We start from the raw sequence: 18470 nt of genomic DNA, 5'->3' as shown, positions 1-18470 counted from the left end.
GCATAGATTGTTAGATATAGCCCACAACAAAAAAGCCGCACGGCAGGGACGGGATTATGGGGTCAACCCCATTTCCAGACACTGCCTGCGGCTTTATTTTTGTTGTACCTTTAAGGATGGCGAGCCCTAAGGCTGCCTGAATTAGTAGCGCTGCGGAGCAGCTTTTTTACCCAAATCCGTCATGTACGTAAAGAACGCTTCCGGATCGGTATCATACACCAGTTGTACTGGGCGTCCGTCTGCTTGCTCCACTGTGCGGCCTTGGCTAGGACCATCCGGGATGACAATACAGTTGACCGTTTTCTTCTTCACGATGTCCTCGCGTCCAACGGAAGCCGTTGTCAGCACATCCCACAGATAATATGTGGAATTTGTCTCACTGTACACCAGTGGCGGACAACCTGCGTAACAGTTCCCCAGGAAATCTACACCTTCGAAGCGACGCTCTGCTGCCCAACGGTTACGAACGGCTGGAGTCAGAGGTACTTTGTTGGTGCTTTCGAGTGCAACCAGATCGATCTGGATGCCGCTCTGCCATACACGGTAAGCCGCTTCCGGGTCCCAGAATACGTTCCATTCCGCTGTGCCGTCATGCTCGGGCTCTTCTACGTTACCACGCTCGAATGTGCCACCCATCCATACCAGCTTGTCGATTTTCTCTTCAATGTCTGGTGCTTCGTCCAGTGCACGCGCAAGGTCTGTCAGTGGTCCTGTGAACAGGAGCAATGTTTTGCCTTCGGTGTTACGCACTTTCTCGATCAGATGCTGGTGTGCAGGAATAGCAGAGAGTGGTGCTTCCATTTTGCCGGACTCGTTCAGTACAGGAAGTGCATCTACATAGAAGGAATGCAGTCTCCACGCCGCAGGAAATGGATTTTTTCCTCTGGAGTTGGATTTGGATACCTCTACGGAATATGTACCGAAACGATCGATAATTTTACGGCTGGCATCTGTTGCTGGCTCCAGATATCCGTCTGCCGGAATAACCGATACACCGGTTACATGTACATTGTCCATTTGCAGAAGCATGAACAGCGATACGAGGTCATCCACGCCGCCGTCATGGTTAAAATACACATTAAGTTGGTTCGTCATGCTTGCTTTCATCCTTCCCCTGGTTGTCCCATTGATGTTGATTCATCCGTCTGCCCTAAGCCGACGCTTCCTCTATTATGTCCCATAACCCTTGTCTACGTAAACCTTCCCTACGCAAAGAAAACAAGGATCACGCCTCATCCTGCGGATATTTTACAGTTCCACCATTCCATCTCAGGAGCAGACCCGTTCAACTAATTCCATGCCATTGTTATGCAAAAAGAAATGGACAGCCGGCTCGAAGCCCCGCTGCCCATACTACCCATCCATGCATTACACGGACTGGTTCTGTTTCTCTTCATTCTTCTCGGCAATCGGTACATACTTGCCTGGCCAGAAGGCCCATTTGCCCAGCAATGTGGTGATTGCCGGAACCATGAACGGACGTACTAGGAATGTATCCAACAACACACCAACAGCCGTTATAATACCAAACTGTACCAACACCTGAATTGGCAATGTAGCAAGTACCGCAAAAGTTCCTGCCAAAATCAGGCCGGCAGAGGTAATAACGGAGCTTGTCTCACCGACGCCTTCCTTAATGGCTTGACGAAGCGGCATCGTTTTGCGTTTCTGCCAGATGCTGGAGATCATGAAGATGTTGTAGTCTTCACCCAATGCCACCAGGAATACGAAGGAATACAGCGGAATCGCGCCTTGGATAGCATCTGCGCCAAGGCCATAGTGAATGATGATCCAACCCAGACCCAGTGCAGAGAAATACGACAGAACAACCGTTGCAATCAGATACGCCGTAGCTACAACAGAACGCAAGTATAATAGCAGCAATAGTGTAATCATGCCGATGACCACCGGAATAATGATCTTGGCATCCCGTTCTCCAGCCACTTCAATGTCATACTGCTCTGCTGTCTGACCATCAATCCAGACCTGACTGTCCGCATTGGTTACACCGGCATCTTGAAGCGCCTGTTCCGCAGTAGCCCTCAGATCCGGAATATGCTGCATCGCCTCCATGGAGTATGGATTCAGATCGAATTCCACATCAAAGGCGGTAATGTTGGCGTTCTCGGCACCCTGTTGGGCATCGCCTACTTTGCTAATGTAGTCCAGTGATTCGAGACGCTGCTTCAGATCGGTTTCTTTGCCACCTGAATCTACAATCACTTTTACCGGAGCCAGCTCGCCTTGGGAGAACTGTTCACCAATGACCGTGAAACCTTCGCGGGAAGGTACATCCTCCGGGAACGAAGACAACAGATCATATGTGAATTTAACCTGAGTTGAGAATGCTGCCAGTCCTCCCAGCAGTACCACGGTAATTGCAAGCACGGCCCAAGGTTTAGTGACCACCGTACGGCCAATCCAGCTTTCCTTCACTTTGCGTGGAGCAGGAGCCGGCTTGCCTTTTTTCTTGGCACGTTCCACTTCCATCTCATGAGTACGCGGTACGAACGGGTAGAATGAACCCCGGCCGAAGATCGCGAGAAGTGCCGGAACCAGTGTCAGACTTGCTATAAACATAATAAAGATGGACAGACTGAATGGTACGGCAAAACGATGATATGCCCCATATTCAGCCAGCAATAGCACCAGCAGTGCTGCAACGACCGTGAATCCACTCATGGCAATAGCGCCGGAAGATCCGGTAATGGCCTGGAAAATGGCTTTCTTTTTGTCCGGCTCATGATAGAGAATCTGGCGGTATCTGGAGATCATAAACAGGCAGTAATCCGTTCCTGCTCCAAATAACAATACAGTCATGATTGAGATGGACTGTGCGTCTACCGTAATCCAGCCTTGATCCGCCATGAATCCGAGAATCGGACTGGTCACCATATACGCGAATCCAACCGCAATAATTGGGATAATCGCGAGTACCGGCGAGCGATAGATCAATAGCAGCAACACCAATACCAGTACAACCGTAGCGATCAACAAGGATACATCGGCGGAGGAAAACAGTCCGCTCGCATCAATGGATATTCCTACGGGCCCTGTCACACGAGCAATTAGTGTATTAGTATCATCTATAGCCACATCGAACGGGTTTGCCCCGAAGATGTCTTGTGTTTTTTGCTCAAGTGCTTCAATGCCTTGCTCTAATTGTTCTGCATCGGCACCTTCATTGAAGAAAAGCGGCATAACCAGGGTGCTTCCGTCTTCCGAAAGCTGGCCTTTCAACGCCTGTGGCGGCAATTGATAGAGTGGCACAACGGACTGCTGCTGTTCTACCGGATCTTGATCCAGTCGTTCCGTTAATGCCTGAATGTTCTCAATCTGCTCATCCGTCAAACCGCCGGCTTGACGCCATACGATCAGCGCGGGCAATCCTTCACCACCAGGGAATTCCTTCTCGGCAAGTGCAGCTGCCTGAACCGATGGTTTGGACTCACTCAGATCCTGCGCGTTATTAGTTTCACGATCACCAACAGCAGGCCATACCATGCCAAGCACAACGGCAATAATGATCCATACCAACAGTGTAATCCATTTGCTTCGTTTGCCAGCAACCCAGCGACCATAACCCGAACCTTCCTGCATTGTCTCTTCATCTCCCTATTCTGTTTCTATGAAGCCCTATTTAAGTGATGATGTAGTAATGAACCACGGGTCATAGTATAATCGACTTAATTATATATACCGGAAGGTTAATTTTGCAATGCCTAATTTGTGAACTTGCTAAACTAGCAATTAAATACGTAAAGAGGTCAGTGATTATGAGCAAAAAAACAAACATTCCCCGGTCTCCGGGCAGACCCAAAACGGGTGCCGATCAAGCATCTGTACAAACCAACATATTGATGACAGCTTCACGTCTGTTTATGGAATATGGGTATGAACCCGTCTCTCTTCAACAGATTGCTTCATTATGTAATGTAACCAAAGCATCGATCTATTATCACTTCACCAGCAAAGCCGATCTGTTCACCGTTGCCATTACACGAATGATGGCAATGAGTATGCAGCAGACTTCACTCCGCTTGGATGAACCTGGCACACTACAAGAGCGGCTAATCAAGGTTGCAGAAGCGAAGATGCAACACTCCCATATTGAAACCGAGACCATGATGCGAGAAGCCGAGAAGCATCTGAATACGGAGCAACTCAGCCAGATTCGAGAAGCCGAGGTTCGTATCTTTGAAGTGCTTGCGACCCACTTCCAGCAGGAGATGGATAACGGCTATTTGCGGGTCGCCAATCCCATGTTGCTTGCCCATGCATTTACATCACTGCTCATGCTCGCGAACCGCGAAGATGTACGCAATATGAATGGTGGCAGCATTGAGGAACTCGCACGAGAACTTGTTGCCCTGTTTCTGGATGGAGCGGTTAAGCGGAACGAAAGATCATGATAGGAGGAACAACTTATGTCACATTCAAAACCATCCCCACGCATCCCCCGTCTGCTGGAAACAAAGCGCATATATCTGCGTCCTTTCGAGATTACAGATGTGGATGCTTACTTCCCCGGTCTGTTTGACGCTGAGATGCGCAGGCTGACAGGAACACAGAATAGTTTCACACGCGCTCAGGTTGAACGTTATGTTGAAAACGCAGCACAGGATGATTCCAGACTCATGCTACTTATTGCTTTACAGGAAAATGACCAGATCATCGGAGATGTCGTCCTGATGGACATGCATGCCAAGAATCGCAGTGCACATATTCGTGTGGCCATCGATCAGGCGGAGCATCAAGGAAAAGGCTACGGCAGCGAGGCGTTACTGCTTATGCTGGACTACGGCTTCGGTATCTGTAACCTGCATCGAATCGAACTTGAAGTGTACGCCTTCAACGAGAGAGCTATCCGCACGTATGAGAAACTCGGATTCCAGCGCGAGGGTGTGAAGCGGGATGTCTTGTTCTACAATCACCAATATCATGATGCCATTCAGATGAGCATGCTGGAAGATGAGTTCAGGCAACGTCATATGAAAGGACAGGCAGGGAATAATTAAGTTTCCGTTCAGCCAAAATGAGACAAAAAAACCGGGGATTTAGTACACCTCCCCGGTTAGAAACTTCAGATGACCCGTCAGCACCGATAGCTCGGCGGGTGTCTTCATATACAATTCGCCATCCGTGTCAGCTGACATTGGGGCATCTGTGTTCACTTTTAGCGTAGATGCCTTGAAGTATGAAATGCTCTCACTCTGGGGTTGCCAATCTCCCTCGGGCTTATGTGACAGGATCTCTCGCAGCAGCGGGATGCCTGTCTCATGAATAATGAGTACGTCTAGCTCCCCATCCTGCAATGCATCCGGTGCAAAAGGCAGGGCATTCGTTCCCAGAAAACGGCCGTTTGCTGCGTAGATCATTACCGCTTCGCCTTCCATTTCTTTCCCATCTGCCTCCAATTGATAACGAAACGGCTCCGTGTGACTAATTGTCTGCAACGTGCTGATGAAATAACTGAGCTTACCCAGCGTGCCTTTCAGATTCTCGTTAATATTCTGCGATGCATCACTGATCAAGCCAATACCAAAAAAGTTCGTGAACACCCGATCATTGGCTCGTCCAACATCAATAGATACTACCCGACCTGCGAGCATTTCTTGTGCAGCAGTCTCTGCATCGGGTGAAATGCCGAGCGAACGCGCAAAGTCATTACAGGTGCCTCCAGGCAATATGCCAATCAACGGAGGATGCTGCAGATCAGCCAGTCCATTCACGCATTCATGCACCGTGCCATCCCCACCCAGAATAAACACCACATCGAATTGTTCACCGCGTTCACGACACAACTTCTCTCCTTCGCCGGGTTCATCGGTACGCACAATGACGAGTTCATGGACAGCGGGGGCCAGCACACCAACCACGAGACCCACTGTATTCTCACGATTGGCCTTGCCTGAATGATGATGATGAATTAACAATGCTTTGTTAAACTCCATCCTTCTCTTCCTCCATTCCAATGCTTGTTAACCTTTACCCAAGAAGGTTGAATCCATAAACAATCCCTGCGCTAAGCACTCATCATTCCAAATAGGTTCCCCAATCAGATATGCATCCTAATCCTCATTTATTCGTAAAAGCTATATAAGTTCAACTATTTAGATAAATCGTTGATCTTACAAACCACTTCCTTTTTTAACCAGATGTATGCATGGAAAAAAGGGTTTCTCCGCACCTTAATGTCATAAGGCTGCAAATTTTGCTGGTGAAAACCCATTCAAAACGATTCAAAACGGTTATATCTATACCATATACGAATGGAGGGATTCCCTATGATTCCGGCAACGTTGGAACAATTGGAGCAAGTTCGCAAGGAATGCCGTACCATGGTTCGCAAAAGAGCTACCGCATCTGCCGGTACAACACTCGTTCCGCTGCCCGGTACAGACGTACTGGCTGATGTGGGGATGCTGATGCAGCTGTTGCCTGCCATTAACAATAAATTCGGATTATCCCAAAAACAGTTGGACGGCATGGACCCCGAGACCAAATCCATGATCTATGGATTCGTCATGTCCATCGGAAGCAAAGTCATCGGACGTATGGTGACGAAAGAACTGGTTGTCCAGGTTTTGAAAAGAGTTGGCGTACGCGTAGCTACTAAGTCCGTCGCCAAATTCGTCCCATTTGCTGGACAGGGACTGGCCGCTGCACTCAGCTTCACAGCTATGCGATATGTGGGTAACAAACATGTCGATGACTGTTATGAAGTCGTCAAACGCATGATTGAGCAACGCGAATTGATCCCGGGTGAACCCGCTCCGTCTGCGCTGGAGGAAGCTAACAGGGACGACATGAAGATAGAAGCGAGGTCGATCTCTAGCAACGGCGCAGATGAACCTGCTAAGGAGTCTAAGGATCAGTAACTAAAACGATCCATATCCTAATGTCACTCCTCTGGATATACGACAAATAGCCGGGAACCCCTAATAGGGCTCCCGGCTATTCTTGTTATTTACATTGTAATCAGATCGCCTGCGGTTGCTGCTCTGCAAACTGACTATTGTACAGATCCGCGTAGAAACCTTGACTCGCCATTAATTCCTCATGATTGCCCTGTTCAATCACGTTACCATGATCCATAACCAGGATCAGATCGGCGCCGCGAATGGTGGACAAACGGTGTGCAATGACAAAGCTCGTGCGATCCTTCATCAGATCATTCATGGCTTTCTGAATGAATACTTCAGTCCGTGTATCCACGCTACTCGTCGCTTCATCCAGAATGAGAATAGCCGGGTTCGCCAGAATCGCTCTTGCAATGGTCAGCAACTGTTTCTGCCCTTGAGAGATGTTCGACGCCTCTTCATTCAGCACCGTGTCATATCCATCAGGCAGTGTACGAATAAAGTGATCCGCATGTGCCGCAACGGCTGCCTTGATGACATCCTCTTCCGTTGAACCTTCTCGACCATAGGCGATGTTGTCCCGAATCGTTCCGTTGAACAACCAGGTATCCTGAAGCACCATACCGAACAGACTGCGCAGCTTGCCACGCTCCATGTCCTTAATGTCGGCACCGTCAATCGTAATCCGACCATCCTGAATTTCGTAGAAACGCATTAACAGGTTAATCAGGGTCGTTTTACCGGCTCCCGTTGGTCCAACAATGGCTACGGTCTGTCCCGGTTTTACATCAATGTTCATGTTATGAATGAGCAGTTCATTTTCTTTATATCCAAAATTAACACCTTGGAATGTAACCGCACCTCTAGGCTGCTGTAGTTGCACGGGTTGTTTGGACTCCGGAACTTCTTCCTCTTCATCCAGCAACTCAAATACTCGTTCTGCCGATGCAATCGTCGATTGAATGATATTAGAGATATTAGCAATCTGGTTAATCGGTTGTGTGAATTGACGGGAGTACTGCGTGAAGGCTAGAATATCCCCGATGGAGATAGATCCGCGAGTAACGAAGATCCCACCCACCACACAGATCAGTACATAACCCAGGTTACCGACAAAACTCATGAGCGGCATAATAATACCGGAGATAAACTGGGCCTTCCAACCGGATTCATACAACTCTTCATTGACCTTCTCGAATTGCTGTACCGATTGTTCTTCGCGTCCAAATGCTTTGACAACCTTGTGTCCTGTGTACATCTCTTCGACATGACCATTCAGTTCCCCGAGGGACTTCTGTTGGCCTGCAAAGTGTTTTTGCGAACGGGAAGCGACCAGCATAACAACAACGACACTGAGTGGCAGTGTCAAAATCGTGATCAGCGTCATCCATGGACTAATCGTCAGCATCATGATAATTACGCCGACAATCGTGACGATGGACGTAATGAACTGTGCCAAACTTTGCTGAAGGGTATTACTGATATTGTCCACGTCATTCGTGGCACGGCTCAGTGTCTCCCCAGTCGTGCGGGAGTCGAAATATTTCAAAGGAAGGCGTCCAACCTTCGCACTGATCTGCTCACGCATGTCATAGACAACACGTTGGGCTACACCAGCCATCAGGTATTGCTGAATATACATGAATGCAGCACTGAACAGATAGAGCCCGCCAAGCAGGTATAGTACTTTCATCAATGCAGGAAAATCAATCCCGGCTCCCTGCACACCCTGAAGGATGGCAATGGCGCCTTCACTAAGAATATCCGTACCTTGGGCCATGATCTTAGGACTGATGATACTGAATACGGTACTCAGAATGGCTGCAACCAGTACCCCAAGTAGACGAGAGCTGTGGGGCTGGAGATAACGAATCAAACGCCGCAGTGTGCCTTTGAAATCTTTTGCTTTCTCAGCGGGAGGTCGCATGCCCATACCCGGACCGGGTCCCGGTCCGCGAGAGGCACGGGGTGCTTTATGTTTTTCTGTATGATCACTCATGCGATCTCCTCCTCAGTCAGCTGGGAGGATACAATTTCGCGATATACTTCATTGTGCTCCAGCAGCTCTTTATGTGTTCCTGAACCGACAATTCGTCCCTCATCCATAACCAGAATGCGATCGGCATCCATTACTGTACTTACGCGCTGGGCAACAATCAGCACAGCCGCTTCTGTCGTTTCGGACTTCAGCGCAGCACGAAGTTTAGCATCCGTTTTGAAATCGAGGGCAGAGAAACTGTCATCAAAGATATAGACTTCCGGACGGCGAACAAGTGCGCGAGCGATGGACAGACGTTGCTTTTGTCCACCAGACACGTTGTTACCCCCTTGTGCAATTAGGCTGTCATATCCATCTTTCATCTCGGTAATGAAGTTCTCTGCCTGAGCCGTACGAGCCGCATGAACAACTTCATCCATTGTGGCATCGTCTTTCCCGTGACGGATATTCTCCGTAATTGTACCCGTGAAGAGGACTGCCTTTTGTGGCACAAAGCCAATTTTGGCACGCAAATCTTCCTGCCGAAGTTCCCGCACATCCGTACCATTGACCCGAACGCTGCCTTCAGTCACATCGTAGAATCGTGGAATAAGACTGAGCAATGTCGATTTCCCGGAACCCGTACCCCCAATAATGGCTGTTGTCTCACCTGAACGAGCTGTGAAGGATATATCGGACAACGCTGGATTCTCTGCGCCCGGATAACGGAAAGTTACATGGTCAAACTCAATCATCCCCTGCATGGATTTCATGCCATGAGGCTGCTCGGGATTGCTAAGATCCGGCTGCATATCAAGTACTTCGTTAATCCGTTCTGCCGATGCTGAAGCTCTTGGAATCATGACAAAGATCATGGAAACCATAATCAGTGAGAACATGATTTGCATGGCATATTGAATGAAGGCAATTAATGCACCGATGTTCATATTGCCGCTGTCAATCCGCATTCCACCAAAATAAAGAATGGCAATCATCGAAAAGTTCATAACCAGCATCATAACAGGCATGATGGTCGCCATGAGCACATTAACTTTAATCGAAGAATCCCTCAGTTCCGTGTTGGCCCCGTTAAAGCGCACGCGCTCATGCTCACCACGGTTAAAGGAACGCACGACACGAATCCCTGTTAACTGCTCACGCAGCACTAGGTTGAGTCGGTCCAGCTTTTTCTGAATGGTTTTGAACAAAGGTAATCCCTTGGAACCAATCAGCGCAATGGCTCCGCCCAGTACAGGCAGCACGACCAGGAAGATCGTAGATAATTTGGCGTCCTGCGAGACCGCCATGAAGATACCACCGATACACATCAATGGAGCCATAATCATCATGCGCAGCATCATCGTAAGTACGTTCTGTACCTGCGTGATATCATTCGTCGTACGCGTAATCAGGGAAGCCGTACCCATCTTATCGAACTCCTGGAGCGAGAAGTTCTCCACATGGCGGAATACTCTGCTGCGAAGTTGTTTGGCAAATCCACCCGCAGTGCGGGAGGAGAGGTAACTAGCGATCACTGAACACGCTGTTCCGCCAATCGCAATGACCAACATCCATCCACCAATCTGCCAAATATAAGGGACATCTCCCTTAATGATGCCAAAATTCACGATATCCGCCATTAACGTAGGCAGGTACAATTCGGCAAGCGACTGAAACAGTACCAATACCAGAATGAAGATAATCGGTATTCGATAAGGCTTCAGCATGCGAAACAGTTTCATCATGGCGTATCATCTCCTTGTGTGGACGTCTCCGTCTGTTGAAAAACCACTGTATCAAAAAAGGTATAAACCTTGGTCAACAACTCCGTCAATTGAATGCTTTCTTCCTCACCCAAATGCTCGACGAGCTGGTTGAACGTTTGCATGCGCTCCTCATGTGCCGCCCGAATAATGTTCCGCCCTGCCTCTGTAATGGTGATACGCACAGCACGGCGATCCGTCGGGTCCATGGTCCGTTCGACAAGCCCTTCATCCTCAAGCCCACGAATAACCGGGGTTATTGTTGGTGATTTCACCCGCAGTAACGCACTGATTTCCGATACTTTAAGTCCTGGGCGACTCTCATTCAGTTCTCTCTCAAAATCTGGCGGATTATCCCGCCAGTCCAGACGTTCTCCTGGATGCGTACCATGCAGCAAACAAGCCAGCACCATAATTTCATTATGATTGCGCCCATGAGGTTTATTTTGCCTCCACTTGCCTTTATTAAACTGCATGATGGAGTATAAAAGCTTCTGAGCGACCGGATCTATACCAGTCATATTGGATTCCTCCCTCTTTCTTTATTAATGCATAGATATCCAATATCATAGGACACCTATTAAATAGCATCACAATTAAATAGATATGCAATTAATTAGGTGTACTAAGTATATTATCGCAGGAAGCGAAAGTCAAACAACTAAAAATAACCAAGAGTAACCCATACTAAACGCTTATAAACGCTTCGTTATTGGCTTTGTCATTTTGCCGTCATTGGAGCTGGCTATAGTTATTGTGCGCAATATCAGGAAGGAAACTCAAAAAAGCTCCCATCCAATACTCCGGTAGATGAATACCCGGTGTACTTAATGGGAGCATTGTTATACATATGGAATGAAGAAACAAGGTAGCCTCTCTTATTGCAAAATTAGATGAACTTGTTGAGCATCACGCATCACCTATCATGACTTTGAAGCAGAGACCGTTTGAGGCACTGAGGCAAACGCGAAATATTCTTTTGCATTGTTGTAGGCAATGCCCTGTACGATCTGACCAAGCAGCTCCATATCCTGCGGTGCTTCGCCCTGTTCAGCCCATTCACCAATGAGATTGCAGACCAGGCGGCGGAAATACTCATGCCGTGTGTACGACAGGAAGCTGCGTGAATCAGTCAGCATACCGACAAATCGGCTGAGCAGACCCACATTCGCAAGTGCCTTCATCTGGGCGAGCATGCCGTCCTTCGTATCATTGAACCACCATGCTGCACCAAGCTGGATTTTGCCCGGAATACCACCGCCCTGGAAACTGCCGATGATCGCTGCAAGAACTTCATTATCCCTTGGATTTAAGGAATACAGAATCGTTTTGGGTAACGCCTGCTGCTGTTCTAACGCATCGAGCAATCCAATCATTGCTGATGACAGTGGTGTATCATTCACGGCGTCATAACCGGTATCCGGCCCAAGCTTGGCAAACATCCGTGTATTGTTGTTACGGGCTGCATTAATGTGGAACTGCATCACCCAACCGCGCTCTGCATACAGTTTGCCGAGGAACGTCAATGTGACCGTCTTATACTTGTCCTCTTCCTCACGAGTTACCTTCTGACCTGCAAGTGCCTTCGCAAAAATCTCACCCGCTTCTTCTCGCGTAGCCACACCGTAAGGAACATAATCAAGTGCATGATCAGAGACTCTGCCACCGACGGAATGGAAAAATTCCACCCGGGACTCCAATGCAGCAAGGAAGGATTCATAATCGGAAATCGCTGTGCCGGAGGCTTGTGACAACTTGCCCACCCATTCGGTGAATGTATCCCGGTTCAATTCCAGTCCTTTATCTGGGCGGAAAGAAGGCAATACCGCCGTATCAAAGCCTTCAATCTCCTGAATCTTCAGATGATACTCCAGCGAATCGGTAGGATCATCGGTTGTGCATACAACAGTGACATTGGATTTGGTAATCAGATCACGTGCACCGAATCCGTCGCTGTTCAATTTGGCATTTACTTTATCCCATATAGCTGGTGCGCTAGCCTCGTTCAATACTTCGTAAACGCCGAAATATCGCTGTAATTCCAAGTGAGACCAGGCATACAGCGGATTACCAATCATCATAGGCACTGTTTTCGCATAAGCCAGGAAACGATCGTAATCGGTCACGCCTTCGCCGCCAGTTACATATTGCTCTTCAATTCCGTTAGCGCGCATAAGCCGCCACTTATAGTGATCACCGTATAACCAGGCCTCCGTAAGATTGCCAAAGGTTTTGTTCTCGTAGATCTCCTGAGGACTGAGGTGGCAATGATAGTCAATAATCGGCATGTCTTTGGCATAATCCTCATATAACTTGACCGCCGTTTCATTATGCAGCAAAAATTGTTCATCCAGAAAAGATTTCATTCGCCTCGCACGCTCCCTTTAGGTGAGTTTACGTTCATATGGGTTCACTTCCCATCTTTACGCTACACTGTTTGCCATCAAAGTTCAATATAAAATGATAGCGTTATCAAAAAAGGTTGATTTAGGCATATATTCGGGAACAAGGTATACTGGATTTAACGCAAGGATGCTGATCTGAAGATCACACAAGGAGATGAATTTGAATGAAAATTACTTTTCTCGGCACAGGAGATATGTTCAGCGTGGAGCAGCACCACAATAGTATGTTGGCTGAATTCGAAGACACGCATCTAGTCATTGATTTTCCGGAATCAAATGCCAAAGCACTCAAGGAATATGGATTCCCCATGACCGATATCCACAATGTTTTCATTTCACATCTACACGAAGATCATATTAATGGTGTACAGATGCTGGGTTATTACGCACAGATCGTGGGCGATCGCAAACCCCGTCTGTTCATCCACGAACAATTGGTAGATCCGCTCTGGAACATACTATCCCCCGGCATGCGCTACACAACGGATGGTGAACGTACCATGAGTGATTACTACGATGTTGTTCCCCTGCCAGATGGAGGCACATTCGAACTGGGCGGTGTGACGTTTGAGACATTTCGGACGCAGCATGTTCCCGGTATGGTCAGCAATGGGTTAATCGCCAAGCCTTACTTCTATTACAGTGCAGACAGTACACTCAACCAGGAACGGGTGGAGCAAGTTGCCGCTGATGTGCAGCTGATTTTCCATGAATGTCATATGCATGATCTGGTGATCAAATCTCATACCTCATTGAAGGAACTGGAGCAACTGCCAGCCGAAGTGAGACAGAAAACCGTGTTGATGCATTATCATGATGAGTACGCGGATGCGGACAAACGGGAACAATTCAACCGCGATCATGATCTGCGAATGGTTGGCACGCTGGAATCCTTTGAGTTGGAGTAGGTAAACGGAGATCCAACACATAGGCAGCGTCTACTCAGGTTCCTTTGATCCGTTTGCCTATGGTGAGAGCGTTAACCCACGTTTAGCTAACGAATCTTAGAAGCCTTAATTATTCAAAATCTGAGGTTATCAGTATTCTAACGAATCTCAAACGCGTTAATCTGATGATGTTTCTCCAATTGGCGCTATTAAAGTCACTTTTGACAGTAATAAGGTTACTGAGATTCGTTAGGATTACACTAATGCCAATTCGATGCAAATAAGGCGGGCTGAGTTCGTTAGGCGCGCTAGGTTCTTAGATGGAGTTTTCAGACACGCCCTAGGCACCCATAGAAAAATGCAAAAACCACCTGAACATAGGAGTGCTATCTCCCCTGTTCAGGTGGATTATCGATCGATCTATACACCATTATTCATATCATCCATCGGTGCATCTTTTCTTTTCTTATATATTGCCTGATATACGCCGTTACTCAGCGTCAGCGCAGCCCTCATTCTGCTCAGGCAGGGCCCATACGGAGACGCCTCCACCGCACACATGGAAGGTGGCCCAGCCGTCTTCCTCGATGGTAATCTGATCCTCACAACTGTTCGTCAGATCCACCCAGACTTCACCAGCACGATGCTCTCCGATGAACATTCTTTTCTCACCGTCATCCCCGTTGGAGATAACGACTGCACAACCGGAACCTTCGATTTCCTCTACGCCACGACGCACCCAGCCAATCGTATTGGCGTGATCGAAGTAGTCTTCCTGCTCCCCATATGCCTTGTTGCAGCGCGCAGACAGCAGAATGTCCAGAATTTCTTTTTTGCCATCCACAGGTTCAGGACCACCAATACCATAATAATCCCCGTAAAATACAACCGGATATCCATCACGTCGTAATAGTGTCAACGCATAGGCACTCGGCTTAAACCAGTCTCCAATCCAGGATTCCAATGCTTCATGGGGTTGGGAGTCATGGTTATCTACAAAGGTTACCGCATGGGTAGGATGGGTCTGGACCAAGGTGTCATCAAAAATTTTGGAGAGATCAAAGTCTCTGCCTGCAAGCGAAGCCTCATGCAATTTGTAGTGAAGTGACACATCGAACAGGTCGATCTGGTAGTCAACCGTATCAAGGAATTCACGACATGCATCCAGATTCGAGTTCCAGAACTCACCTACGATGTAGAAATCCTGACCGCGTTTACGGATCATCTCTGCTGCGAACTCCTTGATGAATTCGTGGTTGATATGCTTAATGGCATCCAGCCGGAACCCACCGCACTGGAGGGTGTCAATCAGCCATTTCCCCCAATCGATCATCTCGCGTCGCACATCCGGGTGGTTATAATCTATGTTGGCGAACATCAGATAATCGTAGTTGCCGAACTCATCATCGACATTCTGATTCCAGTTCTTGTTCTCACCTGCGATGCGGAATACACCGCTCCGTTCTCCCTTGGCATCATAGTCCGTGCCGTTGAAATGTTCGGAGCTCCACTTAAAGGAGGAGTATTGATCGCCGCGACCCGGAAATGTGAATTTGGTCCAGCCTTCAATCTCGAACGGCTCAGAAATTTCCTTCGTCCGATCATTGGGATCAACCTCAATCACTTTAAAGACTTCCGTCTCATCTGCTCCGGCCTTGTGATTCATGACCAGATCCACATAGACGGCAATTCCGTTCTTCTGACACTCGGCAATGGCCTCCACCAGTTCCTGCTTGGTGCCATATTTGGTCCGCACGGCACCCTTTTGATCAAATTCGCCCAGATCGTACAGATCATATACACCATAACCTGTATCTTCTGCTGACACTGCCTTGGTTACGGGTGGTACCCATACCGAGTCAATACCTTTGGCTTTCAGTTCCGGGGCCATTTCAGCCAGTCGCTTCCAATGATCTCCGTCTGCAGCCAGGTGCCACTCAAAAAACTGCATCATGGTATGATTTCTCTTCATTATAACCGACCTCCTTGATTGCTTTCGAAGCGGACCGCGGAACGGATAGGGTAATCGCCGTTGTTCGTTCGTTGCTAACCAAGTTATAACCCTTTCACCCTACCCTTCAATCATGTAAGGGAAGAAATTTGAAAAAAAATGTTAAACTCCTTAGTTCCGCATTTGCCTGATTCCATTGGAACTGCTCTGAAGGTGCAATATCAGATTCGTTTATAGTCCCGCCACTCCTCGGGCAGCAGGGAACGGTACGGTTCTTGGATAAAACGATCGTCGACCAGCACCAACACGCCCTTGTCTTCTTCCGTTCGAATCAGCCGTCCCCCCGCCTGCAGCACCTTGTTCATCCCCGGGAAAATATAAGCGTAATTAAATCCGTTGCGTCCTGTCCGATCATAATAATCACGTAATACGTTATTCTCCAGGCCAATCTGCGGCAGCCCCGCACCTACCACCACAACGCCATTCAAGCGGTCTCCCGGCAGATCGACACCCTCCGAGAATACACCACCCATAACGGCAAACACCAGTCGTGTTCGTTCAGGATTCGGCTGGAATCCATCCAGAAACTGCTCCCGTTCCAGTTCGTTCATGCCCTGCTTCTGTATGACCGTATCCGCTTCACTTGGAAGCTGTGCATAGGTGTCATAGATCTCGCGCATATAAGGATACGACGGGAAGAACACCATCAGATTACTGCGCGGCCATTCACTTACCAGCTGTTGCAGCATCTCCGCAATGGGTCGCCGGGATTGTTCCCGGTCTTTATAACGAACAGATAAGGGCATGAGTCTCACATCCAGCTGTTCACGCTGAAAGGGTGAGGGAATCTGCAACGTATAATCTTCTTCCTCTGCACCCAGCATATCCCGATAATAGCGAAGAGGTGACAAGGTTGCCGAGAAATGAATGAGGGAGCGGAAGCCTTTGGCCGTCTGACGAAGCAACACCGAAGGATCGAGACAGAATAACTTCACTCGCACTTCACTTCGTACACACTCTGCATACGTAATAAAACGTTCATCATACAGCTTGGCAATACGCAGAAAATTCTGTGCCGTGAAGTAAGCATCCAGCAGCAACTGATCCGTCTCGGCATTGCCCGAGCCACCTTCAACAAGACACTGTTCCGCAACCATGACAAAGGGCTCCAGGCGTTCAATCAGTTCCTCCGGTGCCTCCTGTTGAATGATTTTCCCCTCATCTCCACCATTTTGGCGAAGGGTAATCAGATACTTATCAATGGCCCCGGTGTAGTCAACAATGGCTTTGGCAGCAGGCACACTGCTGTCCAGCGACTGGAACTCCCTTTTCACATCCAGAAACACCGCCTTCTCCAGCTCCGCGGAAAACATCGTTCGCCCACGATCGACCAGATTATGCGCCTCGTCCACCAGTAATACCGTCTTGCGTTTCTGCTCTTCCAACATTCTTTTCAGAGAAATACGCGGATCAAAAATATAGTTATAATCGCAGATCACCGCATCAGCTGCATATGCCGCATCCAGTGAAAACTCAAACGGACACACCCGATGTTTGCGTGCATACTGCTCAATAACCGGGCGTGTCATTAACGTCTCATGTTCCAGCATGTCCAGCACGGCTCCATTAATACGATCATAATATCCTTCGCACATGCCACACTGCCCCGTATCACAAGCTTCCTCTTCCTTGAAACAGATCTTGTCCTTCGCGGTCAGACTTATGACATGCATCTTCAATCCTTCCGATTGCATCCGGGCAAAAGCTTCTTCTGCCGCCACCCGTGTCGTTGTCCTCGCGGTCAGATAGAACAATCGGTTCGCTTCGCCTTCGCCAATGGCTTTGACCGTGGGGAACAGCACGGACATGGTTTTACCAATGCCTGTTGGTGCTTTTGCCATCAATCCCTGACCCTCGCGGATCGTCTTGTATACGGCTCCCGCCAACTTCCGCTGCCCCTCCCGGTATTTGCGAAAAGGAAACGGCAACTCTCGCACACTGATATCCCGCTCTTCTTCATATGCAGCAATCATCTCCGCATATGGCGCATAGCCGGCAATCACTTCTGCCGCAAACTGCTCCAGTTCCTCTCGTTCTGCCATTCGGCGAAACCGTCTCTCTTCATGGGTTACCGAATGCACATACGTCAACTGCACTTGCATACGTGGTTCATCATGCTGAACAGCGTACATATAGGCATACATCATGGCCTGTGCCCAGTGCACTGGAAGACCCTCTCCCAGATCATCCAGATTGCCCGCAGTTGATTTGATCTCATCCACCGTCAATTGACCCTCCAACCGAATCAGGCCATCACAGCGCCCTTCCACCACATAGGTCAGATCCCCGTGTTGGATCTCAGTTTCGAGCACAATCTCTTTTAAATCCTCTTCGGTATACTCCTTCTGGACACGTTGGTGGATTCGAGTCCCCTCCTGCATCGAGGCATTGGTCCGGAACCCCGGACGTATGCTGCCACTGCGGTACACATACTCCACCAAAGGTCTTACCGATATCCGAATTGTTGTTGTCATACGATCACCCGTTCTGTTTGTAGTGATTATACTTTATCATGAAAAGACGTGCTCAAACCAGTTGATCCACCGATTGGACTCACTGAATT

13 protein-coding genes are annotated in these 18470 nt (G+C 48.4%); 4 read left to right on the top strand and 9 right to left on the bottom strand.

What is annotated here, in order from left to right; translation table 11 throughout:
- Nucleotides 1–141: 141 nt before the first annotated feature.
- Entirely contained in the window at nt 142–1095 is a 954-nt protein-coding gene (locus ACX9NY_RS25705; RefSeq protein ID WP_127548851.1) for a nucleoside hydrolase, read from the bottom strand.
- Between the two features lie 273 nt (nt 1096–1368).
- Nucleotides 1369–3600 (bottom strand): MMPL family transporter, encoded by a 2232-nt coding sequence (locus ACX9NY_RS25700; protein WP_339257799.1) that lies wholly within the window; start codon nt 3598–3600, stop codon nt 1369–1371.
- Between the two features lie 176 nt (nt 3601–3776).
- Here ACX9NY_RS25700 and ACX9NY_RS25695 point away from each other — a divergent pair, with 176 nt between their 5' ends.
- Together ACX9NY_RS25695 and ACX9NY_RS25690 are read left to right on the top strand one after the other, a co-directional pair.
- Nucleotides 3777–4412 (top strand): TetR/AcrR family transcriptional regulator, encoded by a 636-nt coding sequence (locus ACX9NY_RS25695; protein ID WP_472475864.1) that lies wholly within the window; start codon nt 3777–3779, stop codon nt 4410–4412.
- Nucleotides 4413–4427: 15 nt separating this feature from the next.
- Nucleotides 4428–5018, top strand: a complete 591-nt coding sequence (locus tag ACX9NY_RS25690) for a GNAT family N-acetyltransferase (RefSeq protein ID WP_472475862.1) — start codon at nt 4428–4430, stop codon at nt 5016–5018.
- A gap of 39 nt (nt 5019–5057) precedes the next feature.
- On the opposite strand, the gene ACX9NY_RS25685 is transcribed toward ACX9NY_RS25690, so the two are convergent.
- Entirely contained in the window at nt 5058–5954 is an 897-nt protein-coding gene (locus ACX9NY_RS25685) for a diacylglycerol/lipid kinase family protein (RefSeq protein WP_342571301.1), read from the bottom strand.
- A gap of 333 nt (nt 5955–6287) precedes the next feature.
- On the opposite strand from ACX9NY_RS25685, the gene ACX9NY_RS25680 reads away from it, so the two are divergent.
- On the top strand, nt 6288–6881 hold the full coding sequence (locus ACX9NY_RS25680; RefSeq protein ID WP_472475860.1) for a hypothetical protein: 594 nt from the start codon (nt 6288–6290) through the stop codon (nt 6879–6881).
- 100 nt (nt 6882–6981) lie between these two features.
- Here the strand turns inward: ACX9NY_RS25680 and ACX9NY_RS25675 are convergent, their stop codons facing one another.
- The 4 genes from ACX9NY_RS25675 to uxaC form a co-directional block, all read right to left on the bottom strand.
- A complete protein-coding gene (locus ACX9NY_RS25675) occupies nt 6982–8862 on the bottom strand; it encodes an ABC transporter ATP-binding protein (RefSeq protein WP_342571303.1) in 1881 nt (626 codons plus the stop codon).
- Nucleotides 8859–10586 (bottom strand): ABC transporter ATP-binding protein, encoded by a 1728-nt coding sequence (locus tag ACX9NY_RS25670; protein ID WP_472475858.1) that lies wholly within the window; start codon nt 10584–10586, stop codon nt 8859–8861. The genes ACX9NY_RS25675 and ACX9NY_RS25670 overlap by 4 nt, the downstream gene beginning before the upstream one ends.
- A complete protein-coding gene (locus ACX9NY_RS25665) occupies nt 10583–11125 on the bottom strand; it encodes a MarR family winged helix-turn-helix transcriptional regulator (protein ID WP_339238482.1) in 543 nt (180 codons plus the stop codon). Before ACX9NY_RS25665 ends, ACX9NY_RS25670 begins: the two co-directional genes overlap by 4 nt.
- Before the next feature lie 402 nt (nt 11126–11527).
- Nucleotides 11528–12970: a glucuronate isomerase gene (gene uxaC / locus ACX9NY_RS25660; protein WP_472475856.1), complete on the bottom strand. Its 1443-nt coding sequence runs from the start codon at nt 12968–12970 to the stop codon at nt 11528–11530.
- A 203-nt stretch (nt 12971–13173) separates the two neighbouring features.
- Here uxaC and ACX9NY_RS25655 point away from each other — a divergent pair, with 203 nt between their 5' ends.
- On the top strand, nt 13174–13917 hold the full coding sequence (locus ACX9NY_RS25655; RefSeq protein WP_472475854.1) for an MBL fold metallo-hydrolase: 744 nt from the start codon (nt 13174–13176) through the stop codon (nt 13915–13917).
- Nucleotides 13918–14386: 469 nt separating this feature from the next.
- Here ACX9NY_RS25655 and ACX9NY_RS25650 read toward each other — a convergent pair whose 3' ends face one another.
- On the bottom strand, nt 14387–15868 hold the full coding sequence (locus ACX9NY_RS25650; protein WP_472475852.1) for an alpha-amylase: 1482 nt from the start codon (nt 15866–15868) through the stop codon (nt 14387–14389).
- A gap of 200 nt (nt 15869–16068) precedes the next feature.
- Nucleotides 16069–18381 carry a helicase C-terminal domain-containing protein gene (locus tag ACX9NY_RS25645; RefSeq protein ID WP_342571309.1) on the bottom strand — a complete coding sequence of 771 codons (2313 nt, stop codon included), beginning with the start codon at nt 18379–18381 and terminating at the stop codon, nt 16069–16071.
- Between the last annotated feature and the right edge of the window lie 89 nt (nt 18382–18470).

The sequence above is a fragment of the Paenibacillus sp. CB74 genome, from assembly GCF_055687625.1.
This window is presented reverse-complemented; position numbering and strand designations above follow the sequence as displayed.

What these genes read in the sequence shown, in the direction of transcription:
- ACX9NY_RS25690 (WP_472475862.1), top strand. Translation starts at nt 4,428, where the DNA reads ATGTCACATTCAAAACCATCCCCACGCATCCCCCGTCTGCTGGAAACA.
- ACX9NY_RS25675 (WP_342571303.1), bottom strand. Translation starts at nt 8,862, where the DNA reads ATGAGTGATCATACAGAAAAACATAAAGCACCCCGTGCCTCTCGCGGA.
- ACX9NY_RS25665 (WP_339238482.1), bottom strand. Translation starts at nt 11,125, where the DNA reads ATGACTGGTATAGATCCGGTCGCTCAGAAGCTTTTATACTCCATCATG.
- ACX9NY_RS25645 (WP_342571309.1), bottom strand. Translation starts at nt 18,381, where the DNA reads ATGACAACAACAATTCGGATATCGGTAAGACCTTTGGTGGAGTATGTG.
- ACX9NY_RS25655 (WP_472475854.1), top strand. Translation starts at nt 13,174, where the DNA reads ATGAAAATTACTTTTCTCGGCACAGGAGATATGTTCAGCGTGGAGCAG.
- ACX9NY_RS25695 (WP_472475864.1), top strand. Translation starts at nt 3,777, where the DNA reads ATGAGCAAAAAAACAAACATTCCCCGGTCTCCGGGCAGACCCAAAACG.
- ACX9NY_RS25670 (WP_472475858.1), bottom strand. Translation starts at nt 10,586, where the DNA reads ATGATGAAACTGTTTCGCATGCTGAAGCCTTATCGAATACCGATTATC.
- uxaC (WP_472475856.1), bottom strand. Translation starts at nt 12,970, where the DNA reads ATGAAATCTTTTCTGGATGAACAATTTTTGCTGCATAATGAAACGGCG.
- ACX9NY_RS25685 (WP_342571301.1), bottom strand. Translation starts at nt 5,954, where the DNA reads ATGGAGTTTAACAAAGCATTGTTAATTCATCATCATCATTCAGGCAAG.
- ACX9NY_RS25650 (WP_472475852.1), bottom strand. Translation starts at nt 15,868, where the DNA reads ATGAAGAGAAATCATACCATGATGCAGTTTTTTGAGTGGCACCTGGCT.
- ACX9NY_RS25700 (WP_339257799.1), bottom strand. Translation starts at nt 3,600, where the DNA reads ATGCAGGAAGGTTCGGGTTATGGTCGCTGGGTTGCTGGCAAACGAAGC.
- ACX9NY_RS25705 (WP_127548851.1), bottom strand. Translation starts at nt 1,095, where the DNA reads ATGACGAACCAACTTAATGTGTATTTTAACCATGACGGCGGCGTGGAT.
- ACX9NY_RS25680 (WP_472475860.1), top strand. Translation starts at nt 6,288, where the DNA reads ATGATTCCGGCAACGTTGGAACAATTGGAGCAAGTTCGCAAGGAATGC.